Below are 23,025 nucleotides of genomic sequence, written 5' to 3' on the forward strand. Positions count from 1 at the left end.
GGAAAAGTTATCACAAGAGGCGCGAGGAGAGCGGCGGTAAATTGCTTTAGTAGAGTATTGCTCCTCGGTTGAAAGCACTAACAAAACTTGCATAGTCATACTCAACTTGAGTGGCATAGTCTAAGGCAAAGTTGACAATCTCATTTTTAAATGCAGAAGTGTTATTACCCACAACATCTGTGACTTCTTTATCCACACTGTAGGAAACAATTGCACTATTGTAATCTTTGTCAGAGATAGCATGGTTTTTAGCTACCACTTTCCCGGCATATCCCATTGCATCCAGGAATTTTGATTTGCTTGTGAGCAACTTGTAATCAAAATCCTCTTGGTAGGGCGATTTCTCACGTAGAAAGAAAAAGAGATTGTTGACTGTAGTGTAGCCAACTAAAGGATCAGTATTGGCAAGCATCGCTTTCGTGGCAATGCTGACTCTTGCACCTTGATGGTTACTATACACAGAACTCGGCAACAACTCTGGCACAGCTATAGCTACGGCGCTGCTAGTTTCTTGCTTCATTTCTAAAATCACATCGTCACTGGTTGCAGAAGTTGGGCCTTCAATTAGCAAGTAATATCGATATCTGCCGAGGCTACCAGTTCCTGAGCCTAATTTGAGACGAATATCTTTGACAATATAATAACTATTGCTGTAACGCTTACTACTAGCAATTGAAGTAATGTAGCTACTCATCCCAGCACTAATAGCTGAATAGGTACTGCTAGATAAAGGTTGAAGTTCAGAAGTAGTCTGGAAGAGGCGATCTCCACTAGTATTAATTAGTGTATACTTGCTTAAAAAGTTAGAACGACTGTTGGCGGCAGTCTTTTGAATTAAATCGTTAACAACACCATTTGTATTACTCGATTCTAAACGGTAAGATAATTCGTCATTCGTTCCCTTAAAATCCCCCATTTTGTTGAGATAAGTATCCACAAAATTCCGCACCACATCCTGAGCATCATTAGAACTCAGTCCATTTTCTTTCGCCGCTAAAAGAATTGAAACCGCCATCCGGCGTAAATCCCAGACGTAGGGGCCGAGATAACCTTCATCAAAATCGCTGGTATCAAAAACATTGTTACCATTGGCATCCCGCATCCCCCCAAGATTTTGTAGGTGCATATCACCTTCTAACCAAATAGCTCTTGTTGAAGAATTGACAAATGCTGAACTTGGTAATGTCTGCATATCACTATAGAAGATGTGAGCAGTCCCTCGATAAAAAGCAAAAGGACTAACTGCCATCTTTTGCATCTTTGTTGCTAATTCTTGCGGTAATTGCGAGGCAAAGGGATGATTATATTGATAGATTTGATTTTCTATCCAACTTGAACGGGAAAATGCAGCTTGAGTCTGGGATGGAAATCCTAAAATTATAACTGCAAAGACTAAAATTGCAATTGCTGTGAATTTTTTTAACCTAAACATAATAGAACACTAAACTTTAAAGTTATGTTGATCCTGAAAATAAGTATAGGAGCAATCGTTTCTATAATTCTGAGAAAATGCCTCGATAATCCTGAGAAAATGATGTGTCTTACTCCCCAAAAAAATGCTAAAGCATATTATCTATAATCCAGTCAAAACTTAACCTTTTACGTAAGAATTCAGCACTCAGAAGTCAGCAGTCAGAAACATCGCCGATAAAAGGACGGATAAAGCTTTCATTGACAAAAACAGCAATAAATACTTCTATTGAAAATAGAATGACTGTGAAGTAAAAGTACTTTTTATTGATAGTAAATATGAGAATAAATAGCGTTGAAGAAACACCTGTTTGACTATGACACATAATATTGGCATCACCATACCAAAACGGGTTGCATTGTACGCTAAGTTTGCCCTTAACGTTGGCACAGCCATCGCTATTCTCCATAATTTACTATATAGTACATAAATACTATATAAAGCTAACTCGATTACTTCTAAAACACTATCGAGTATAATGGCTGCGCCGTTTCCTAAAAGTGATGTCCACCACACCCCTACCAAGTCAGCAGCAAATCAACGCCACTCCCAAACATGAATTGATTACGGGAGTAGTGGAACGTCTGACATATTACTCTCAAGAGTCGGGTTACACAGTGGCACGTTTACAACGCCCTGGTGCGAAGGAACTCACTACGATTACTGGTAGCTTTGCAGATATCCAACCAGGACAAACGCTGCAATTAACTGGTTTTTGGCGCGAACACCCACAGTATGGTTTGCAGTTTCAAGTTGTTAATTATAAAGAAACCAAACCTGCTACCCTTACAGGAATTGAGAAGTATTTAGGTAGCGGTCTAATTAAAGGTGTTGGCCCTGTAACTGCTAAACGGATAGTTGCTCATTTTGGACTATCTACCCTTGAGATTATTGAAACCCAAATTGAACGACTTGCAGAAGTTAATGGCATTGCTAAAAAACGCATTGCTATGATTCAAAAAGCTTGGAATGAGCAAAAAGCTATTAAAGAAGTGATGGTATTTCTGCAAAGCCACGGCGTTTCTACAACATACGCAGTTAAAATTTACAAGCAATATGGCGATAAATCCATAGATACAGTTACCCATAATCCTTACCAGTTAGCAGCAGATATCTATGGTATTGGTTTTTTAACTGCTGATAAGATTGCCCGGAATTTGGGCGTTCCCGCAGATTCCCAGTTTCGTTACTGTGCTGGGATGACCCATGTATTAAGTGAAGCCGCAGAAGATGGGCATTGCTACTTGCCACAGACTGAACTGATTGAGAAAGTAATTAAACTGCTCACTACTGCTGACCATCAACCAAAAGAAGATGCCATCACTCAAGTTATCAAAGATATGGCGCTCAAAAATGAGCTAATTAGAGAACGTGATGCCGATAAAACACTTAATTGCTACAAGCCTACCTACTTCCACACCGAACAAAACTTAGCCCAATTAATACGCGAACGGCTCACCCACCCCATCAATCCTGATATTCCCCGTGTCCGCGCTTGGCTAGAGCGTTATAGCAGTAGCCGCAAAGTTTCACTATCACCCGAACAGCAACAAGCGGTAGAAGTTGCAGCTTACTCTAGATTCACCGTCATTACAGGTGGCCCTGGTGTGGGCAAAACTTTTACCACTCACACCATTGTTTCCTTGTGGAAGGCAATGGGTAAATCAATTGCCCTGGCTGCACCAACTGGACGCGCTGCCCAAAGATTAGGCGAGATGACTGGGCTAGAAGCGAAAACCATTCACCGCCTACTAGAATTTGACCCCAAGACGCGCAGTTTTAAACGCGATCGCACTAACCCGTTACCTTATAGTGCAATTATTGTAGACGAAGCCAGTATGCTTGACTTGTTTCTGGCATACTCTTTGGTTGAAGCTGTTGCCGAAAATGCCCAACTATTGTTAGTAGGAGATATTGACCAATTGCCATCGGTAGGGGCAGGTAACGTGCTGGCTGATTTAATTAATTCGGGAAAAGTGCCTGTAGTGCGACTTACCCAAGTATTTCGTCAAGCTGCTACTAGCAAAATTATTACCGCCGCCCACCAAATTAACCGGGGGCAATATCCCCATATCGAATCAATTTCTGATACACCTCAATCTGATTGTCTGTGGCATGGTGGAGGGTTTGAGCCAGAACATGGAGTGCAGGCAATTAGTGAGTTGATTGCTGATTTCATCCCCCGGCTTGGTTTTCACCCTGCTACTGATGTACAAGTGCTTTCCCCCATGTCACGGGGATTAGTCGGTACACGCAATCTTAATAACGTACTGCAACAGTTAATTAATCCACCTAGTCCTGAAAAAATTGAAATTACCAGGGGTGGGACTATTTTTAGAATTGGTGACAGGGTAATTCAACTCACCAACGATTATCAACGGGAAGTGTTTAACGGTGATGTAGGATTTATTACCACAATAGATACTGAAGAACAGGAAGTCATCGTACAGTACCAAGAGCGTGATGTTACTTATGATTATGCTGACATGAATGAACTGGCTTTAGCCTGGAGCGTGAGTATCCATAAGTCGCAAGGCTCAGAATACCCAGTAATAATTTTTCCATTGTATACGCAACATTACATGATGCTGACTCGAAATTTACTTTATACAGGGTTAACCCGTGCCAAGACACTGGCGATTATTATTGGCAGTAACAAGGCAATCAGTATGTGCGTTCGTTCTACAAAGTCCCAGGAGCGATATACCCGATTGCAAGAGAGGTTGATTCATGAATTGCAATAGCGATCGCTCTTTGGGGCGCAGTACACTGGTGCTATGCCAAAAATCCCAGAGTGCGATCGCTGCCTTCTCTACTCCCACAATCCCCACCTCATCTGTGCTGTCCACCCAAAGGGGGTTGACGGTGATAGCTGTTTGGATTTTCGAGAAGACCCCAACGCTCAAGGAGAGGAACTATGGCAACCGGACGGGGCAACCTACAACGGCGAACTAATCTTGCAACCACAACATCGGCGGACACCGGAGGAACAGTTAGAGCTGCTAGATACCCATCCTTTATTTACTGGTAAGTGTCCCCAGTGCGGCTTTACGTTTGACCGAGATTACACAGCACGGGTACATTGGGATTGCCCTGAATGCGGCTGGATGGATGATACTGTGTAGGGTTTTTCAGCTTTTGGGATGATAGCGTTAATGGAGCGATCGCTCTATGATGATGGCTTATGACTCAAACTAATTCAGAAATTTTAGAACAGCTTCGTACAGCAGCGAACGGTTTACTCATGATGAGTGAGTCTGATTACCCGTTTGAAGTTTTTTTGTGGTCATTAACACCTCCTATCACACCCCAAAAAGTTATACAACAGACCAATCATCCACAGGATACACCTGTAGAAATGCTATCAGTTGATGATTTTTTTACTGTTGCAACTACTCCCCAAGACTGGCACAGTGATGAAGAAAGGGCTACAGTTACCAAATTTCAAAAGCTTGTACAAACGATTTTTGCGACATTAAAAAACCCGCAGGTGTATCGCCTCGGAAACATCGAAATTGATGCTTATCTTCTTGGCGAAACTCCCACAGGCGATTTAGCCGGAATTGCTACTAAACTTATCGAAACTTAGAATTAATTATTTGAGTTTGAGTTAATTAACGCTAACATTATCAACTTTAGCTTCGATAAATCCCTGAATTTCTGTTGGTACGTTCGAGAGAAAATCATAGCCTGTAATTTCTTCCAGTTTCTTCACTGAAGTTCTATATTTAGTCCACTTATTATTTTTAATTCCTTGCGTGTTAGGCATATCAATGGCAATGACACGAGTATTTTTGTTCACTCCCTTTAAACCTAACCCTGGTTTATCCAGGACAACAATTATTTTCCAAGTTCTGGCCGGAACAGTCACCTTACCATTAGCGATTGTGGTTTTTGCGCCATTTTTCCCTGTACCCCCAACACCGCTACTACCAGCGTATATGTAAAGTTCTTTACCCTGTTTGGCTAAACCCCGACTATAGCTTTCTAGTTGTTCCCAAGGCCCTTGGTTGTTGTCTGGGGCTTGGGGAATGATGTTGGTCATCAAAAATACTGCTTGGCTGTTTTGTTGTGTTTTGTTTCTGTCGGCGGCAGGAACCATGTGTCCTCGGTCAAAGCCACTGCCACTGTAGTCATTTGGCGTGACTCGATACCAGCCATTAGGCAATGTAGTATCAGGTGTAAATCCCGGACGTGGTAAATTGCCCAACCAATTCTTGTTTAGCTGCCAAGCTGCCCAATTGGGAATTCCTTTATCTCGGTTATATGATAAAGCGTATTGTGGTCTAATGATTAAGTAGTTGTCTGGGTTGGCAGTGCTATTAACTGCCCCGCTAGGATTTCCCAATACTAAGTGAGGACTATTTTGAGGTTGGGATGGTGTTGTAACTTTTTGTGCTGAAATTGATTGAATCAGTGCTGGTGAACATCCCAATAACGTAACCAAGCCAGTAACAGCAATCAAAGTCTGAAAGCGATTTATTAACTGCATAAAATTTAGATAGCTTCGTTTACATTAAGCATCACCATTTTTAAGCAAATTTCCAGATTTTTTCAATCACCGCATTTTTCTTCTCAGAATTAAGCGGATCGCAATTTGCACTTATATTAACGGATGATACAACCCTGTATTTTGTTTAAATTCCCAGCCTAACCCCGATCTCCTGGAGAGCAAAAAATTTCTGAGTCTACAGCGATCGCATCGCATCCCTACCCGCATCTGTAAACTAACTCACAGGATGATATAGTCCTGTACTTTCGTTAAATTCCCAGCCTAACCCTGCTCTATCCTTGCCCTTGCACCATGCCACAAAAAGTGGTGGTGGTAGATTAACTCGCTGCTCACGTATAGTTTCTGCATTTACATTAAGTCTTGCAGCTAAATTTTCTGCCGTTAGCGGTTGAAGACGGGGAGTTTGCCCAGGATAGTATGAATTCTTGTTGTATGAGTTATTGCGCCGTTTTGGTTGGTTGTTGAGATGATTTTGAATTTTCAAAATCGCATCAGCGAATTGTGTCATTTGGGCTGTTATCCCCTCAATTTTTTGTTCTAAAGAGTCCAGACGTTGCTCTTGATTACCAGCAATTACATCAAGGTCATCTAGAGAACCATCTAGGTATAGCTCAATAAATCGGGTGAGCGTGGCTGTTGCTGTTGTGCCTTTTTCCTGGCAATGAGCGATAAACTGCTCCCACATCTTTTGGTCACAGTTAAAAGATGCCAGCTTCTTTGTTTTCCCTGTATTGCTCATATCTAGGTAATGTCTAGGTAAAACTGGACTGTCTGCTTCGTCATTTATCTTGATAATTACCTTGACAGTATCATGATGAGAATACCTCTGTAGGTGATCAGCCTATTATTTCCTCTAAGAAACTGCCCTGACTCGCTTCAAAATCTGCAACACAGCACCAGCACGGCGCTTTCTTTCCTCGCCTGAGTAACCCATTGCTGATTAGCGACTTTTATTAACGCTATCAGACTTTTTGTGTCAAGTCCTGTTGACCTTTTGTAACAATATTGTTATATTTATTTACATAAATTAATGAACAAGCAATAAAAAAACTATGTACACCACAGTTAATGAAGACGGCGTTCTCAACAACTACCCAACTGAACCCCAGGTATACTGCGCTGAGTATCCAGCAGTTTGGGAACAACGCAACTACGTCATCCAAGGTGCAATTGCAACTATATTTGTTACTGCTCTAGTTTGGGTTGCAATTGCTGTTAGTTAATATTTGTGGATTTCGGTATCGGCATCTCTCATCGATCCAAAAGGCTTCTTCCCTAAACCTCGGTACTTAACGCCGGGGTTTTTTGTTGTGGAGGGCATCGCAATCGCAAGATTTTTCCGCAAACATCGCCTTAATCAAGCTTAACAATACAAATGTATTAAAATAATCACAAAAGGCAAGCGTAGACGCGTACTGCTTCGCAGAACCCGAAGGGTAGTGGCTTGTCGTCAGACATCGCCTTAAACCAAAACCCAGCCATGATGACTGGGCTTTTGTTGGGGTAATTTTCCCCTAGTTATTTATAGAAGTTATTTATAAGTTGCTTTACTAATAAGAACTACACCGCCTAGCTTAACTATTTCGGAAAATTCGTTGCCGAACTATATCCTCTAACACTGGTAGTGGACAGATATATATTACAGTTGTAGTATATAAATATTCCTCAAAGTTACAGATACTACAAAAAATTGATGAGCCGCAGATTCTCTTCTTCCTCAAATAATGCAGTGCATTGCAAACCTGTCAGGGGTTCAGGCAGAGCAATTGTGCTGTTTGCCTTTGAGAGAGCATATCGGTTGATTAGTGGTAAATCTGCAAGCGTTGGCCAAGAGGCAGCGTTAGCCTGTTGGCTGAATCCGGATCAACTTATTCAAAGCGGGAGGTGCAAGTGTTTTCTAGCACCGATATAGGTCAAAAAGTATCAACTATCTGACCCCCGCACTGATGGACAGAGGCGGGGGTTATTTTTTTAGGAGTGAATCAACTTATGGAAGCTCAACCACCTTTTAGGCAATCGCACATACTACAAAATTCAGTTGTAGTGTTCTCTAAAAACTACTTACCACTAGCACGTATCAACATCAAACGAGCAATCGTGCTATTAGTTACAGGTCAGGCAGAATCATTGAATTTTGGTACTACAAAGCAGTGGGAAGTCCGTTCACCTAGTGTTGTACTACAAGTACCAGAACACATCCGCTTGAGAGTTGGCAATCCCGAACGCCATTGGAAAGTACCGCCTGTAAACCGTCGTGAAGTTTTGAAACGAGACAACCACACCTGCCAATACTGCGGTAGCACCAAGCATCTAACGCTTGATCATGTAATACCCCGCTCAAAAGGTGGACAGCATACCTGGGACAACGTTGTAACAGCGTGCGCTAAATGCAACTCAACCAAGAGCGATCGTCTGCCACATGAAGCAGGAATGGTACTGAAAACCAAGCCCAAAGCCCCAATTCACCCAGCAGTTGCATTTGCTGAACAATTTTGGAACGCACAACGCCTGAGTGAATCTGAGTAATTTACTTCAAACTCAATCAGAGAGGGCAATACCTCGATTACATCACAATGTCCTCTCACTTCTCAAAAAAATTTTGTAGTATGCCCTTGACACCTTGTAATACATTATGTAGTATATATGTAGTGAAGCACTACAGCCTCTCAATAAGGCATAGAGCAAACATCTCAGAACCATGAAAACTGAATAATTGCCACCCAACGTGGGGGTGTAGCTTAGTCCGGTTTAAAGCAGTCGCCTGTCGAGCGAAAGAACGTGGGTTCAAATCCCATCATCCCCGTGTAGCCGTGTAGACGAATAGAAAAGTCGCTCTGGTTCTCAGTCAGAGAGAAGCGAGTGCAACTCTCGTCACGGCTTCCAAATATGTCCAGGTCGCCTAATGGTAGGGTGTTGGTCTGCAAAACCTCCCCCAGCGAGTTCAATTCTCGCCCTGGACTCCAAGCGTTGCAGTGTCACCTAACGGCAAGGTACTCGGCTCATAACCGAGAATATGCGGGTTCAACTCCTGCCACTGCTACCAAATGCACAGATGGTGTAACGGCAGCATCAGGGTCTCCAAAACCTTTGGTCAGGGTTCAAATCCTTGTCTGTGCGTTCTACCGCGTGTCCTAACACGAGAAGCTTACATATTGGTTAATCGGTCTAAAAAAACCGAAGTAGGTTCGACTCCTACAGCCTCCGCCAAACCTGGAGGCTGTTAAAAACAGCTTCTCAAACTTGTATGTGGTAGAAATCTTTCTCTTGGTGCAGAAGCGAAGTGGCTGAGCGGCACGTCTTTCAAGCGTGTAATTAGCGGGTTCGAGTCCCGTCTGCACTGCCTCATGGGGTGACGAATGGTGATCGACAGCAACGAAACCAACAAACGGACGCTTGCTGGATAGGGGTTCGATTCCCCTTCACTCCATCCCTTGTGGATGTATTTCTACAAAGTGAACGTTGATTTAGGTCGGTATCCAAGTCCGGTTGAAGGAAGCCGTCTGTAAAACGGATGCCTATGTGCTTCGTAGGTTCAAATCCTACCCGGCCCATTATGGAGAGATTGCTATTGGCAGGGCAAGCTGTTTGCTAAACAGTTGTGAGATTCAGCGTCTCACTGTGGGTTCAACTCCCTCTCTCTCCGCCTTATGAGAACGTGGTGTAACTGGATTGCATCTCAGATTACGAAAGAGAAGGTTGGGGGTTCAAGTCCCTCCGTTCTCGCCTTATCCCCTGGTAGCTCAGTTGGTAGTAGCGCCTGTCTGTTCGCGTAGCGTCTCCGATAGGAGAAGAACAGGAGGTCATCTGTTCAATCCGGATCTGGGGGACTGGCACATTGCCCCATAGCTCAATGGCAGAGCAAGCGGTTGTTAACCGCGAGGTTGTAAGTTCGACTCTTACTGGGGCAGCCATTAATTGCAGGATGGACGATTGGCAAGTCGCCTTGACTCTGAATCAAGGAGAGGTTGGTTCAACCCCAACTCCTGCATCCAAATATCAATGGGAAGTAGGCAAACAGGTAAAGCCGTCGCACTTTGAACGCGAAGTTTGAAGGTTCGATTCCTTCCTTCCCAGCCTATATATACTCCTGTAGCCCAATTGGAAGAGGCGGCTGTCTCAAAAACAGTCTGTGTGTGGGTTCAAATCCCATCAGGAGTACCAATATGCTGCTGTAGCCCAACTGGAAGCAGGCGCTGGTCTTAGAAACCAGAGGTTGTGGGTTCGACTCCCACCAGCAGTATTATCCGGGTGTGGTGTAGCTTGGCAGCACTCCTGTTTTGGGAACAGGCGGTCGTGGTGTAAAGGCAGCATCAGAGTCTTCCAAACTCACGGTACGAGTTCGATTCTCGTCGATCGCTCTGAACCTTATAGGTTTTTCAATGCGGATGTGGTGTAAAGGCAACACCGAAGTATGCCAAGCTTCAGATGCTCTTTTCAACTCTCGTCGTCCGCTCTTTTAGCCCTGTAACTCAGTTGGGAGAGTGCCTCTCTTACAAAGAGGAAGTCGCTCTTTCAATTCCTGCCAGGGCTACCAATTTATGGGAGTGTCGCCTAATGGATGGGCATCGATCTTCTAAATCGACCGATGTAGGTTCGAGTCCTACCACTCCTGCTGTATGGGGTCATAGCTCTAACTGGCTAGAGCGCCTGTCTTGCACACAGGAGGTTAGGGGTTCAAATCCCCTTGATTCCACTGATGGTGTCTGAAGCCAAAGCGGTCGCGGCGCTGGTTTGTGGAACCAGTCATTAGGGAGTTCAAGCCTCCTCAGATACCCCTTTAAGGAAGATGCCGCTAAATGGTCGGCAACTGGTTTTGAAAACCAGGGTACAGGTAACTGTAGGGGTACCCTACCCTTCGGGAACGCTCCGCGAACGGGAAGCAAGCTACGATTCCTCCATCTTCCGCCTTCCACCTGAAGCCGAAAAGTGAGGCACTGTGCTGATAACACAGTGGAAGGAGGGGCAGTACCTCTAAGAGTGGACTTAGAGCAGTAGACACGCAACGTTAATTACCCTGTCCAATCCACTCACGCCCTGCTTTCTCCGCAGCTTCGGGCGTATAGTAAAGTTTGCGCGTAACCATTCACTGCACCACCAGAACTAATCAACCGAAATTGCCAGCAATCGGCCTCTGTATAGAATACCAACAGAGTAACGTTATGAATGCCAACAACTAGATGAATCTTGGTGGTAGTCATTAGTGGTAGCTCAAACTCTACCCTTGTTTTATCAAACTCTCCTCAAAGGAGAAGTAATCGGTGAACAGGCGATCGCATGGGGTAAGCTATATATAAGTTATGCTGCAAATTAAGTCAATGAGAAGGCAGATAATTGATTAAAATCTGATGCTGCTAGAAAAAAATGCTGAGGGCGATCGCATTTAAATTAGTCATGTTCTTAGAGAATATATGAAAGAAACGCAGATTGTACCAATTATCGAAACTCGTGTAGTCAACGAAGAAGCTGAGTACCGTGCTACCTATCACTCTTTTAAAAGCGAGTGGTATAAATCAGAAGAAGATGCTTGGCTGGAGTTTGAGAATTGGGTTACTGCTACTTTTCATAGTTTTGGGCTTTGAAGTCTAAAGGCTACAAGTCATTAATTAAATAGCTCTAAAAACTCTTTAACAACTGCTGAGGCGTTTTCATAGCATTGTTCTGCTGAAAATCTAACAGTAGAAATACCTTGTCTTAAAAATACCCTATCTCTTTTACAGTCCCATTGTCTATGAAATGTATTATTGTGATGTACTCCGTCAACTTCAAGAATCATGCACTTTTGATTGTGAAATACTAAAAAATCTACCTCGGCTTTTTCTCTCTGTTTATTATCATGATTACTAATAGGTAAGCCGTTTAAACCCATAAAACCATTTACATTAGCAAAAAACATAATATTTAAACTAGATAGAGCTTTGGCTATCCTTATTTCTGCTTCAGACCGAAATATTAATCCATTCCATAAAAGTTTTTCTTTGACTACGTTATTTTCAATTTTAGTTTTAACTAAATGCTCTTGGATTTTAATATTGCTGATTATTCTTTTCTTTTCAACATCATCATAATAAATAAACCACCAATATTTTGTACTTTTTCCGTCTCGCTGATCTGCAAAAGCTAGATGTAAATGTTGGGTAATTTCAAAGTAAAATCCTGTTTGTTGTCTTGCCTCTAACCACTTTTGAACTAGCTTTCTATCTGGAAAATTATAAATATGTAAAAGAAAAGTAATTAAAGAATCAGTCCTAACTTCTACATAATAAGGCAACTGCGGAGCTACTGAAACTATAGAATTCTCAGAATTGTTGTGTTCTTTACCCTGTGGATTAAAAACAGTTTTAACGGGAGCTTGCACCATACAATCAAATAATAATTTATTTGGTTGTAGCTATATTTATCTGATTAATGCAAGAGAGAAAATACATAAAAACAATCTAGAATACTACTTCGATAACTCAGCAGGCAGTCCAGAGCTTAAGTAGCATACTAAGTTTTAACTTGATGTCAAAATCTAATCATACAAGAAATCAATTTTTTATGGTTGTGGGAATTCAGTTCTAGTCGATATGAAGCAGCATTTATAGCTAAACTTAATGATTATGAAGCTGAAGCCCTTGGAACTTAGACCTGGATTAAATTTGCTATTAAATTTATTGGCTCTTCCAAAGCTTAATCACCAATCAAATCTGCCAATAAATTTGTCATTTCTTCCTGACCTTGTTTGCGATTGTCGTCGTACACGATTAATACATCCAGCTTGACATGACGACTGGCTTTTTGCGTCTTCCTCACATCCCCTTGAGTTACTTCCAAAAGTGTTGTAACGCTGCTATGGCGGATGCGGTGTGGTGACATGAGTTTTTTCACGTCAGCTTCATCAAAATAATTGACAACAATTTTGCGGATGCCGTCTCCAGTAAGGCGATGCCCCCGGCTACGATTGTCAAGGGAGATAAATAGAGGTGAAGAAACGGTGATATTACTCCGAACTTGCAACCAATCACAGATAGCATTGATTGTTGCTGCGGACAGTTTCACCCATTCATCGTTCGTGCCTTGTCCTTTCCCCAAAATCCGCAATCTGCCAGAGTGTGGCTCGAAGTCTTTAATATTTAATTGACTAACTTCATTACGCCGTAGTAAATTTTCCCACAACAGTCGCAACAGCGCGTAATCTCTTGTTCCTGGAACTGTTGAGCGGTCAATCATCTGGATAACAGCACTCATTGTTTGGGCATCTACCCCGGTGGTATCGCGGTAGGCTTTCACCTTCTCCAACTCCACATCTTCGAGCGAATAGCTGCACACACCTAACTTGCGGGCAAACTTCACCAAAGATTTAATGCTGCTCAAGCGACGGTTAACCGTTGCTTCCTTCAAACCAGCAGCAAAGAGCTTTGCTCTATATTTCAATACCACCGCCACCGCCCGCTTCTCGTTCAGGTGCAAAAACTCCAAAACGCTATCGACATTTGGCTCAACACCTGTCATCGCCACGAAAAATTTCCGCAAATCTTTTTGGTATTCGCGCCGCGTGCTGGCGGCGCGGATATTGGCAAGCATCAAGGCAATGACATCCTGCTCGTCAGGAGTTGACGCAAAATAACGCTCAATTGGAGCTTCAAACGATTTTTTTAATACCTCCACCGCGTCATTAAATCCAGCATCATCGCTTGCTGTATTGAATGCACGCTTATGGGGATAGGAAGTATCATCCATAGCATTGTTAGCGAAAAAGGTAATTTTCGATATCAAAACTATTCTCCCCCTTTTTGTCCTCCTAGTCCCACTTTGGGACGATAATTTTTCTGTTATGCCTTTACCTTAATTATGTAGCTAAATATACTACAAAAATTTTTGCTTCTCTCGATGAAGTGACCAGGAGTTGGGCAACCGGAGGGGGCCAGTTATTACATAAATTATGGTCAGCGTGGCTGTTGCCGTTGTGCCTTTTTCTCAACAACGAGCTATCAACTGCTCCCACATCTTTTAGTTAGAGTAATGCGATCTCATGAATGTGAGTACGCGGGGGGTACAAATACGCGATTACACAATTAAGTCAATATAGCTAAGTACCGCGATTGCTTCTAACGGCCGCAATGCCTGCGATCGCACCTGTCCCCGATTCCATCTGGTTTCATAAGTGGCTTTGGTTACAGCTATCAAACTTTTTTTCAAGTCCTAAACTAATTTAGGAATTTTAGAACAGCTAAAACGGGCATCTGGGGGCTTGCTGTTTATGATCGAGTCAGAATACCCATTCTCAGTATTTTTGTGGGAAATTATCAACTTGGGAGTAATGTTTTGGATGACGAGGGGTATAAAAGTATAGGCTTCCGCATCATTTAGAAAAATGTCTGAAAAGTTCTGTTCCCGGACATTTTATTTACCATTCTACATCTTTGTTTGACGCGGATTCGCCCTATCCCAAGGGATACGTCAAGACAGAAGATTGTTAATTTATGTTGCGATGCTTTTCGCTACCGGCAATGCTATCCCGGATTTCTGAAAGAAAAGGTGTAATCAAAGTTACGAGCGTGATTGGCAAGACACTTGCTCCGATTAAGGCATCAATATATATCAAGACGTTTTTGTATCTCCCACTAACAGCACTTTGGCTTGCTCAAGATTAGCTCGTGCTAAAGTGGTAAACTTTGTCTATACCGAGGTATATACTGCGTGTAGAAATGCCAAGAACTGAACGCGAATCAATTAACTTCAAACTTCCCAAAAATTTAACTGAGGCACTTCGCCTAGCAGCAAGAGAACGGAAAACCACCGCCACAGACTTGGTTATCCAAGGGCTACACCATATTTTAGGAGACGTACCGGGTACAGAAGAAAGTGTAGAAATTCGCTTGTATAAACTTGAAGAAGAGTTTTTTAGTTTTCAAGAAAGTATAGAGGAAAGTACCAACAATCAGCAAGAAAAAAGATTAACTAATCTCGAAGGTAAACTCGAAGAACTAGCTCACAAACTTTCACGATTTGAAGGGGCATTGATACAAATACAAAATAGTATCAATACATCAAGATCACGTAACAAATCAAGCGGCTACTCTTATCAGACGAGTGCGCCAGTCAAGCTTGAACCCCGCAATGCAGAACAATTAGCCTCGCGTTTTGGTACTACTGCATCTATCATCGAAGAAAAACGTGCAACATCAAGCCAGAAAGATTTTGAACGATGGACACAAGACCGCGACTTTATTCATCGTTCTTGGCGGTTTAATGAGAAAGACGGGCTGTATTACCCAGTTGACTAAGTATTAAATGAGTGAAGTACAAACCCTGCCATTCGAGCGAGCGCCCAAATCATATCTTATGTCCTGCTGTGAGACAATGACTGTGTATGATGCAGACCACTAGATTGCTTTACTTGTTACTGTTATCTACTTTGCCTTCAATTACTTCCTGAATATTTGGAGAAACTAAGGACAGAAAATCATAGCCAGTAAGTTGTTCTATTTGATCAACACTGACTTTATAAGCCCTCCAGTCATTATTTAATTCTGGCTCATTGGGAATATTGACTGCAATGACACGAGTATTAGCAGTAATACCATTAATTCCAGAACCAGGATTATCTAGTACGACAACAATCTTCCAAGTTGATTGAGGAATAACCACCTTACCTTTAAGTGGTTGATCTCGACTACCACTAGGCCCTGCAATGATGTAAAGCTCCTTACCTTGACTGACGAGTTCTCGACAATAGTCTTCTAAATTGCCCCATGTATTTCTATTATTATCAGGGGTCTGAGGCATCATATTTGTCATCAGGAACGTAGCAGCATTATCCTCTGTTGTTTTAGTGCGGTCTGCTGAAGGTGCGATGTGACCGCGGTCATAACCAGAGCCAGAATACATAGAAGGAGTTACCCGTAACCAACCATTCGGCAATGTGTGATCCGGACGGAAGTTATCTTGGCGCTCGGCGTTTCCTAGCCATGAAGAGTTAAGCTGCCAAGCGACCCAGTTAGCTGTTCCCTTACTGTTATTGTAAGAGAGGGCATACTGATACTTGGACATTAAGTAGTTGTCAGGTGTAAGACTCGTTGGCGTTGCACTGCTAGGATTTCCCAAAAGCAAATGCACACTTATTGATGGGGAAAGTTCGGTTGATGGTGGTAGTTGAGATTGAACTGGTGAACACCCAATTAACAGTCCCAGTAAAGCAGCTACGCTCCAAAAACGAGGATTTACCATAGATTTCCGGGATTTTAATGTCTGATTTATTTCACTTCAGCATTTATGATTGTATTTTCAGGTTTTAACTCAGTTAAGTTTCAAGTTGTAAAGTAAGCGAACGCTCGAATGGCAGGGTATACCCATAACACTTAAAGATGCGATTTTAAGAGCATTTTGACTTTCGTTGAATCAAAGTCATAAAAATTCACATCATCTGTGGATTGACTATTTACTGCAACCTGTATGCCGACAATGGGTTGTTCAAGTTTTATCTTAGGCGTGAATCCACAACCGACTGCAAGCTCCAGTTATGACCTCAGATGTACACTATTTCTATACGTTTGTGTAGAAATAGTATAGAAACTATATTATCTGGCAAATTCAGAGTATAGAAAAAAGTATAGAAGCCGTGTAGAAAGTCAACAGTTCGCTCATCTGGAGTAGAAGTTAAGGTGTACGTTTAGAATAAAGTCTTGAAATGTATATAAGTTATGGGTATCTTATTTTGGGTTGCGGCGGGGTTTGGTGTTGTTGTCACTGTAAGCATAAGATGAGCAATTTGCTTGCTTTATGCTTTCAAACCAGGTTGCTCAAGTTATGCACCTCAAAGGGAAGAAAGTGAACCCATTCGTGAGAGTAGCTCTGTTACTTTATCTGAGCCTTTTGGATAGAGCGATCGCTTTACTATCTGCCTATCTCAAAGTTCTATTCTTTTATATTTAATTGTCATTACAGTAAAGTTATTGAAAATAATCTTTAGTATTAAACTATTGCTATGTCTAGCTTTCACGGCTTGAAAGGAGAAATCAGGTTGTTTGATATCCGGAGAGAGTATGTTTGCTCAGTTTCTGGTTACAGAACAGCACCTTTGCTCAAGTTATGATTTCAAACCCTATTTTCGACGAATAGTTTCTGACGTAGTTAAAAGGCTTTGGGCGACTTAGTGTAACTTAAAGGACTTTATCCTTTAAGTTACAAAAAGCGGACAAGTTATGCCTTGTGCCTTGGACAGATTTTGTCTAAAGTCACATAATCAGCCTCAAAAACAGCATTTGCTCAAACGTCTACGTTCTCGATTGGAACAACTCTCTCCAACACCCAATTAAAACAAAAACTACTTTCACCGTTCTGTGGTGACACCTTTTGTTCTTCTGTTTGAAATTGTGGCTAACAGAGGATTCAACATTGCACCATTGTTCTAACCACTGTCAACCGTTTTATTTTCAAGGCAGTTCTAGTGAATGAATACTCACACCCCTGTAAAAAACCTACACCTGTTAGATGGTTGGGGTGGGGTATCTGTCGCAAACATGATTTGAATTGGTATTAGTATCCTGCTTTCCAAAAAAAACGCCTTTTTAGGCAATGTGATCGCCTATAGCCTATTTCCTGATATTCTGAATGTGGTGCTTTGTGTTCTGGCTTTTTTCGCCAATTTATCGGCAATTTAAGCCAATCAAGAAATTATTCTCTGAAAGTCATACCTAGTAAAAAACTGGGTATCTTAGAATTTTATATACTAATCAACATTTTAACATCTATATAGTTATATAGAAATCCTATTTGATTTCTGAAAAAACTTAGTACACCTCTGTTACTTCTTTTCCTGTTTCCTCTTTCTTACCTACACAAGTAATTTCAATAATCAAGTCGGATTCCTATATATGGATGTTACATGACTACGGCGATCGCAAAATCATTAGAATAAATGCACACACTTAGAATAAATGATAAACTTTGAAGAAGGAATAAGAGTTTTAGATACTGCTGTATATCAGAAAACCACTAGAAATTTAACTGATGCAGAAAGAATCATTTTAGAAGGTTCATGGCAAGGTTTAACTTATGAAGAAATTGCCAACACCACTAATAATCGTTATACAGCAGATTATTTACAGAAAAATATAGGCCCCAATCTGTGGAGATTACTTACAGAAGTATTAGAAGAAAAAGTAAGTAAAACAAATTTTCTTGCAGCAGTTAAACGTTTATACGACAGGAAATCGTCAGTAAATCCAGATAATTCTCCTATCGAAAATGAATTTGCGCTAGAATGCCCAGATGATCCAGTGCCACTTAATTCTCCATTTTACATTGAGCGATCGCCAATACAAGAAAGACTTTGTTATACAACAATCCTTCAACCTGGTTCTTTAATTCGGATTAAAGCCCCTCATAAAATGGGTAAAACATCCTTACTTAATAGAATTATAGCTCACTCAAAACGGCAGGAATATAGTATAGTACGTTTAAGCTTTAGGCAACTAGAAGCAGCTGATTTTAGTAATTTAGATAAATTTTTACGCTGGTTTTGTGATTGTGTTAGTCAAAAATTAAGATTACCTAGTTTGTTAAATGAAACCTGGACTGAATATAGAAATAGCATTGTTAATTGCACTGCATACTTTGAAGATAATATTTTAGACCAAATCAACAATAATTTAGTATTGGCATTAGATGATGTCGATGTAGTTTTTAAATATCCTGAAATTTCTCAAGGTTTTTTTGCTATGTTACGTACTTGGCATGAAGAAGCAAAAACTTTAGAGATTTTGGAAAAGTTACGATTAATTGTCGTACATTCTACTGAAGATTATGGCTCATTAGATATAAATCGATCACCCTTTGATAATGTAGGTTTAGTGATGCCATTGCCAGAATTTACCTTAGAACAAGTTAAAAACTTAATCAAGCGTCACAGACTTAACTACAATGATATCCAAGTGGAGCAATTAATGTCTTTAATTGGCGGACATCCATATCTAATTAGATTGGCACTTTATCACCTCGTACTTGGAGAAAACACTCTTGATAATTTTTTACAAAATGCTCCTACAAACGCCGGAATTTATGATAGCTATTTCCGCAGAATTTTGAATTGTTTGCAGCAAAACTCTCATCTAGCGGAGGCATTTAAGCAAGTAGTTACAGCAACAGAACCAATTTTTATAGCAACGAATACAGCATATCAGTTATACAGTATGGGATTGGTTAATAAAGTAGGCAATAAATTAGAACCACGCTGTCAGTTATATCGACAATATTTTCAGGAACACTTATAGAATAACGGTGAGGGACAACAAACTTATCGGTGTCAAGTAATATAATACCAAAAAATACATGATTTCAAATCGATAGGTTATTAGTGTGCGTCAGTATGAAGAATTTCTTGGGATAATTAAGTTTCCTCGCACTGACGCATCCCACATCTACTTACTCATCAATGACATTGGGGTAGTTCGATACTGTCATCTTTACCTTAGCCCAATCATCATCATTTTCATCATTGTTTCTCACGTAAACCTCCCACGGCAATGTGGAGGATTTAGGGCAAATGAAATCAACTACTGTAATTCCGTCTAAGTCATTAGTATCTTCGCTTGTGCCTTCAAATAACTTTAAATCGCCATATATACGTACATCCCCATTAGTCAGACGTTGAACAAGTGTATTAAACTCAGCACGGCACTCTCCTCCCCATCGATTTTGGAAACTAAGCAAACCCTGTGGCATATCATCAGTAAGAATCACTGTTCTTGTTGTGTTAAATGGTGGTGGATATTCGTTACTTCCAAAGTTTTCGTAGTCTTGTCCCTCGAAACTTGCAGTCACCGTAACTCTTCGCTCGTATGGCATATTAGCACTCCTTTGACTCGTTAAGTTATTCAAACTGAATTATTGAATTGATTGTGTAGGTTGAGTTAGACGCACGAGAAATTTTTGATCCCAAATAGACAATTCTATTTCGCGTTGTTACCCAACATGAATATTCTGGTAAAAGAAAAATGATTGGATAAGTTTAAGGATGGTAGATTAACTACAAGACAATGTTTGGTTCCACTGCATTCTACCCAACCTATAAAGGCTAGCTTGCTTTAGTTTAGACAACCCATCCTCTAACGACTCCATACACTACCACCAAAATTCTCTCCACCTGAGATTTTTTCTATACGATTACCTGAGAGCCTGAGCGTCATCTCACCAGATCCTCTAATCGCACCTTTAGGAACATCAGCCCAACTGCCAGTTACTTCATCTCCTCTGATTGTCCCTTGGAATACATTTGACCAAGTTTCTCCACCATCACCACTTTGACCATACCACCACATCTGGTTTCCCACTTGGCGAATAAAGTAAACTCCACCATCATTACAGTTCCAAACACCAGTTAAACTTCTAGCTTGTGCAATAGTGAAGGAAGTCTGAGAAAGCTTGGTAGAAATAAAGGCATTGCTTTCTTTTGTGAGGGATTGAGACTTTCGATTGAAAGAATCAGCATAAGTTGGTTGAGATATCGTTATAACTGAAAGCGGAATTATTGACAAATATGCAATTGTTGATAATCCAAAACTGAGTTTTTTAACTTGCATAAAATCTCCTCTGGATTTGTGAGTTTGATAGCAAACTGAACCTTTAGCTAAGATTATGTGGCTTTATTCAATTGCTGTCTATACATAAAAAATCAGTTTTTTAACTGAGAATTTTTCAAACAAAAAACCAGTTTTATATCAAAAAGTCATAAAATGTCAGAAAAAGTCAGTAAAATATCAGACATTTTTAAATGCGCCCACTAACACCTAGTTAAATCAATAGCTGAATACAGTCAAATATAAATATTATATCAGAAGAGAAATAAGACAAAAATCTTGATAGTGAAGGCTTTTAGCTTACTTGACATGACCGATTCAATATCCTATAGAAGCTCCTGATATTTTATGTATAGACAGCCGTATTATTACGGTACATAATTCCAATTAAAGATGAATTGACATCGGAAACAAAAATAATTCGTAAATTAAAAGGATATAAACAATCATGCCTCAAGAAAGGTTATTCAATTCACCATCTGCGATTGGTCTTCGGATGGGAGTTTCTGGGCAAGATGTAACTGACCTACAGGTTTTTCTACGAAGATTTGGTTATCTTCAGGAAACAAGAAATAGTAGTTTTGCAGCAGTACGTGATTTAACAGTCCCTAACGCAGCTATAGGCACTTTTGACAAGGCTACAGAAGAAGCTTTGCGTAGCTATCAACAGTTTCATGGATTGCCAGTTACAGGTGAACTTGATCAGGCAACTGTTGCTGAAATGCGAAAACCACGATGTGGCTTTCCCGACCGACCCTCTACAGCAGTTTCGGGTAGATTTGTTGCTCAAGGTAATCGGTGGGATCACACTAACATTACTTACAGAATTGTAAACTTTACTGCTGACCTCACTCAGGCAGAAATCCGTGATGCTGTGCGCCAAGCATTTGATCTCTGGGGCGCAGTAGCTCCATTAACATTTACAGAAGTTACTGGCAATGGTAATGCAGATATTTTAATTAACTTCGTAACTGGCGATCATGGAGATGGTGATCCATTTGATGGAGTTGGAAATGTGCTAGCTCATGCCTATTATCCACCACCAAATGGAGGTGATATTGCTGGTGATGCACACTTTGACGATGCTGAAACTTGGACGGTAAATGTTCCTGTACCAGCAGGTGGCTGGGATCTAGTCACTATTGCAGCCCATGAATTTGGTCATTCTCTTGGCTTAGATCATACCAATATTACCAATGCTCTAATGTTTCCAACTTTTCCACCTGGTAGCCTTCATCGTTTCCTGGCACAGGATGATATTGATGGTATTCAGTCCATTTATGGAAGAAGATCTATTGTCAGGAATGCGCCACTGGGTACTGTAGCCAGAAAGCCTGAGCAACTAGACTTATTTGTTGTTGGCAATGATGGTCGAGTCTATACCAGTTGGTGGACAGGAGGAGTTAGTGATTGGTCTGGCATCAACGACAACTGGCGAGCTATTGGTGGGTTCTTCCCAGTTGGCGCACCTATTAGTGTTGTAGCCAGAAAGCCTGAGCAACTAGACTTATTTGTTGTTGGCAATGATGGTCGAGTCTATACCAGTTGGTGGACAGGAGGAGTTAGTGATTGGTCTGGCATTAACGACAACTGGCGAGCTATTGGTGGGTTCTTCCCAGTTGGCGCACCTGTCAGTGTTGTAGCCAGAAAGCCTGAGCAACTAGACTTATTTGTTGTTGGCAATGATGGTCGAGTCTATACCAGTTGGTGGACAGGAGGAGTTAGTGATTGGTCTGGCATCAACGACAACTGGCGAGCTATTGGTGGGTTCTTCCCAGTTGGCGCACCTGTCAGTGTTGTAGCCAGAAAGCCTGAGCAACTAGACTTATTTGTTGTTGGTAATGATGGTCGAGTCTATACCAGTTGGTGGACAGGAGGAGTTAGTGATTGGTCTGGCATCAACGACAACTGGCGAGCTATTGGTGGGTTCTTCCCAGTTGGCGCACCTATCAGTGTTGTAGCCAGAAAGCCTGAGCAACTAGACTTATTTGTTGTTGGCAATGATGGTCGAGTCTATACCAGTTGGTGGACAGGAGGAGTTAGTGATTGGTCTGGCATCAACGACAACTGGCGAGCTATTGGTGGGTTCTTCCCAGTTGGCGCACCTATCAGTGTTGTAGCCAGAAAGCCTGAGCAACTAGACTTATTTGTTGTTGGTAATGATGGTCGAGTCTATACCAGTTGGTGGACAGGAGGAGTTAGTGATTGGTCTGGCATCAACGACAACTGGCGAGCTATTGGTGGGTTCTTCCCAGTTGGCGCACCTATCAGTGTTGTAGCCAGAAAGCCTGAGCAACTAGACTTATTTGTTGTTGGTAATGATGGTCGAGTCTATACCAGTTGGTGGACAGGAGGAGTTAGTGATTGGTCTGGCATCAACGACAACTGGCGAGCTATTGGTGGGTTCTTCCCTGTACCTCGCTAATCATAACTTGACTCTTCAACCTTAGAACTCAGAATTTCGTCTTCAGAACTCAAAATTT

Annotated in this window: 18 protein-coding genes, 19 tRNA genes and 1 pseudogene; 29 read left to right on the forward strand and 9 right to left on the reverse strand. The window is 41.4% G+C overall.

What is annotated here, in order from left to right; all coding sequences use genetic code 11:
• Window positions 1–46: 46 nt before the first annotated feature.
• Window positions 47–1,432, reverse strand: a complete 1,386-nt coding sequence (locus tag AC504W_RS29340) for a DUF2252 domain-containing protein (RefSeq protein WP_494879874.1) — start codon at window positions 1,430–1,432, stop codon at window positions 47–49.
• Window positions 1,433–1,974: 542 nt separating this feature from the next.
• Between AC504W_RS29340 and recD2 the strand changes: the two genes are divergently transcribed.
• From recD2 to AC504W_RS29355, 3 genes are read left to right on the forward strand one after another with little or no spacing between them, the layout of a single operon-like run.
• Window positions 1,975–4,215 (forward strand): SF1B family DNA helicase RecD2, encoded by a 2,241-nt coding sequence (gene recD2, locus AC504W_RS29345; RefSeq protein ID WP_494879872.1) that lies wholly within the window; start codon window positions 1,975–1,977, stop codon window positions 4,213–4,215.
• Between the two features lie 33 nt (window positions 4,216–4,248).
• The gene (locus AC504W_RS29350; protein ID WP_494879870.1) at window positions 4,249–4,596 is read left to right on the forward strand and encodes a hypothetical protein; all 348 of its coding nucleotides are present in this window, start codon (window positions 4,249–4,251) and stop codon (window positions 4,594–4,596) included.
• Window positions 4,597–4,655: 59 nt separating this feature from the next.
• Window positions 4,656–5,060 carry a nuclease A inhibitor family protein gene (locus AC504W_RS29355; protein ID WP_494879868.1) on the forward strand — a complete coding sequence of 135 codons (405 nt, stop codon included), beginning with the start codon at window positions 4,656–4,658 and terminating at the stop codon, window positions 5,058–5,060.
• A gap of 21 nt (window positions 5,061–5,081) precedes the next feature.
• Here the strand turns inward: AC504W_RS29355 and AC504W_RS29360 are convergent, their stop codons facing one another.
• Both AC504W_RS29360 and AC504W_RS29365 read right to left on the reverse strand, forming a co-directional pair.
• A complete protein-coding gene (locus tag AC504W_RS29360; RefSeq protein WP_494879866.1) occupies window positions 5,082–5,963 on the reverse strand; it encodes a DNA/RNA non-specific endonuclease in 882 nt (293 codons plus the stop codon).
• A gap of 235 nt (window positions 5,964–6,198) precedes the next feature.
• Complete coding sequence (locus tag AC504W_RS29365; protein WP_494879864.1) at window positions 6,199–6,669, reverse strand: hypothetical protein; 471 nt, start codon at window positions 6,667–6,669, stop codon at window positions 6,199–6,201.
• Window positions 6,670–7,036: 367 nt separating this feature from the next.
• On the opposite strand from AC504W_RS29365, the gene psb34 reads away from it, so the two are divergent.
• The 21 genes from psb34 (at window position 7,037) to AC504W_RS29470 (ending at window position 10,677) form a co-directional block, all read left to right on the forward strand.
• Window positions 7,037–7,207: a photosystem II assembly protein Psb34 gene (gene psb34 / locus AC504W_RS29370; RefSeq protein WP_494879862.1), complete on the forward strand. Its 171-nt coding sequence runs from the start codon at window positions 7,037–7,039 to the stop codon at window positions 7,205–7,207.
• 766 nt (window positions 7,208–7,973) lie between these two features.
• A complete protein-coding gene (locus AC504W_RS29375) occupies window positions 7,974–8,510 on the forward strand; it encodes an HNH endonuclease (RefSeq protein ID WP_494879860.1) in 537 nt (178 codons plus the stop codon).
• Window positions 8,511–8,711: 201 nt separating this feature from the next.
• Window positions 8,712–8,787 (forward strand) — tRNA-Asp (locus AC504W_RS29380).
• Between the two features lie 3 nt (window positions 8,788–8,790).
• Window positions 8,791–8,867, forward strand: a tRNA-Glu gene (locus AC504W_RS29385).
• Between the two features lie 5 nt (window positions 8,868–8,872).
• Window positions 8,873–8,947 (forward strand) — tRNA-Cys (locus AC504W_RS29390).
• A gap of 5 nt (window positions 8,948–8,952) precedes the next feature.
• Window positions 8,953–9,027, forward strand: a tRNA-Met gene (locus AC504W_RS29395).
• 3 nt (window positions 9,028–9,030) lie between these two features.
• A tRNA-Trp gene (locus tag AC504W_RS29400) sits at window positions 9,031–9,101 on the forward strand.
• A gap of 149 nt (window positions 9,102–9,250) precedes the next feature.
• A tRNA-Glu gene (locus AC504W_RS29405) sits at window positions 9,251–9,324 on the forward strand.
• 127 nt (window positions 9,325–9,451) lie between these two features.
• A tRNA-Tyr gene (locus AC504W_RS29410) sits at window positions 9,452–9,535 on the forward strand.
• Window positions 9,536–9,539: 4 nt separating this feature from the next.
• Window positions 9,540–9,627 (forward strand) — tRNA-Ser (locus AC504W_RS29415).
• A 6-nt stretch (window positions 9,628–9,633) separates the two neighbouring features.
• A tRNA-OTHER gene (locus AC504W_RS29420) sits at window positions 9,634–9,707 on the forward strand.
• Window positions 9,708–9,713: 6 nt separating this feature from the next.
• Window positions 9,714–9,811 (forward strand) — tRNA-OTHER (locus AC504W_RS29425).
• 9 nt (window positions 9,812–9,820) lie between these two features.
• Window positions 9,821–9,895 (forward strand) — tRNA-Asn (locus AC504W_RS29430).
• A gap of 5 nt (window positions 9,896–9,900) precedes the next feature.
• Window positions 9,901–9,976: transfer RNA gene (locus tag AC504W_RS29435), tRNA-Gln, on the forward strand.
• Between the two features lie 8 nt (window positions 9,977–9,984).
• Window positions 9,985–10,058, forward strand: a tRNA-Gln gene (locus AC504W_RS29440).
• Window positions 10,059–10,067: 9 nt separating this feature from the next.
• Window positions 10,068–10,145: transfer RNA gene (locus AC504W_RS29445), tRNA-Leu, on the forward strand.
• Window positions 10,146–10,149: 4 nt separating this feature from the next.
• Window positions 10,150–10,224: transfer RNA gene (locus tag AC504W_RS29450), tRNA-Leu, on the forward strand.
• Between the two features lie 47 nt (window positions 10,225–10,271).
• Window positions 10,272–10,342: transfer RNA gene (locus AC504W_RS29455), tRNA-Gly, on the forward strand.
• 100 nt (window positions 10,343–10,442) lie between these two features.
• Window positions 10,443–10,518: transfer RNA gene (locus tag AC504W_RS29460), tRNA-Val, on the forward strand.
• A gap of 6 nt (window positions 10,519–10,524) precedes the next feature.
• A tRNA-Arg gene (locus tag AC504W_RS29465) sits at window positions 10,525–10,596 on the forward strand.
• A gap of 6 nt (window positions 10,597–10,602) precedes the next feature.
• Window positions 10,603–10,677: transfer RNA gene (locus tag AC504W_RS29470), tRNA-Ala, on the forward strand.
• A gap of 312 nt (window positions 10,678–10,989) precedes the next feature.
• Here the strand turns inward: AC504W_RS29470 and AC504W_RS29475 are convergent.
• Window positions 10,990–11,182 (reverse strand): annotated as a pseudogene (locus AC504W_RS29475) (hypothetical protein).
• Between the two features lie 210 nt (window positions 11,183–11,392).
• Between AC504W_RS29475 and AC504W_RS29480 the strand changes: the two are divergent.
• Complete coding sequence (locus tag AC504W_RS29480; RefSeq protein ID WP_494879859.1) at window positions 11,393–11,563, forward strand: hypothetical protein; 171 nt, start codon at window positions 11,393–11,395, stop codon at window positions 11,561–11,563.
• A 20-nt stretch (window positions 11,564–11,583) separates the two neighbouring features.
• Here the strand turns inward: AC504W_RS29480 and AC504W_RS29485 are convergent, their stop codons facing one another.
• A complete protein-coding gene (locus AC504W_RS29485) occupies window positions 11,584–12,342 on the reverse strand; it encodes a DUF559 domain-containing protein (RefSeq protein ID WP_494879858.1) in 759 nt (252 codons plus the stop codon).
• Window positions 12,343–12,653: 311 nt separating this feature from the next.
• A complete protein-coding gene (locus AC504W_RS29490; protein WP_494879857.1) occupies window positions 12,654–13,739 on the reverse strand; it encodes a tyrosine-type recombinase/integrase in 1,086 nt (361 codons plus the stop codon).
• 442 nt (window positions 13,740–14,181) lie between these two features.
• Between AC504W_RS29490 and AC504W_RS29495 the strand changes: the two genes are divergently transcribed.
• Both AC504W_RS29495 and AC504W_RS29500 read left to right on the forward strand, forming a co-directional pair.
• The gene (locus tag AC504W_RS29495) at window positions 14,182–14,316 is read left to right on the forward strand and encodes a nuclease A inhibitor family protein (protein ID WP_494879925.1); all 135 of its coding nucleotides are present in this window, start codon (window positions 14,182–14,184) and stop codon (window positions 14,314–14,316) included.
• A 355-nt stretch (window positions 14,317–14,671) separates the two neighbouring features.
• Window positions 14,672–15,250 (forward strand): hypothetical protein, encoded by a 579-nt coding sequence (locus tag AC504W_RS29500; RefSeq protein WP_494879856.1) that lies wholly within the window; start codon window positions 14,672–14,674, stop codon window positions 15,248–15,250.
• Between the two features lie 109 nt (window positions 15,251–15,359).
• Here AC504W_RS29500 and AC504W_RS29505 read toward each other — a convergent pair whose 3' ends face one another.
• Window positions 15,360–16,193 carry a DNA/RNA non-specific endonuclease gene (locus AC504W_RS29505; RefSeq protein ID WP_494879854.1) on the reverse strand — a complete coding sequence of 278 codons (834 nt, stop codon included), beginning with the start codon at window positions 16,191–16,193 and terminating at the stop codon, window positions 15,360–15,362.
• 1,712 nt (window positions 16,194–17,905) lie between these two features.
• Here AC504W_RS29505 and AC504W_RS29510 point away from each other — a divergent pair.
• The gene (locus tag AC504W_RS29510; protein WP_494879924.1) at window positions 17,906–19,237 is read left to right on the forward strand and encodes an AAA-like domain-containing protein; all 1,332 of its coding nucleotides are present in this window, start codon (window positions 17,906–17,908) and stop codon (window positions 19,235–19,237) included.
• A gap of 151 nt (window positions 19,238–19,388) precedes the next feature.
• Here the strand turns inward: AC504W_RS29510 and AC504W_RS29515 are convergent, their stop codons facing one another.
• Together AC504W_RS29515 and AC504W_RS29520 are read right to left on the reverse strand one after the other, a co-directional pair.
• Entirely contained in the window at window positions 19,389–19,811 is a 423-nt protein-coding gene (locus AC504W_RS29515) for a hypothetical protein (RefSeq protein WP_494879853.1), read from the reverse strand.
• A gap of 260 nt (window positions 19,812–20,071) precedes the next feature.
• Window positions 20,072–20,545: a hypothetical protein gene (locus AC504W_RS29520; RefSeq protein ID WP_494879852.1), complete on the reverse strand. Its 474-nt coding sequence runs from the start codon at window positions 20,543–20,545 to the stop codon at window positions 20,072–20,074.
• A gap of 445 nt (window positions 20,546–20,990) precedes the next feature.
• Here AC504W_RS29520 and AC504W_RS29525 point away from each other — a divergent pair, with 445 nt between their 5' ends.
• A complete protein-coding gene (locus tag AC504W_RS29525; RefSeq protein WP_494879851.1) occupies window positions 20,991–22,967 on the forward strand; it encodes a matrixin family metalloprotease in 1,977 nt (658 codons plus the stop codon).
• The last annotated feature ends 58 nt before the right edge of the window (window positions 22,968–23,025 follow it).

The organism is Nostoc sp. C96 (assembly GCF_059384975.1).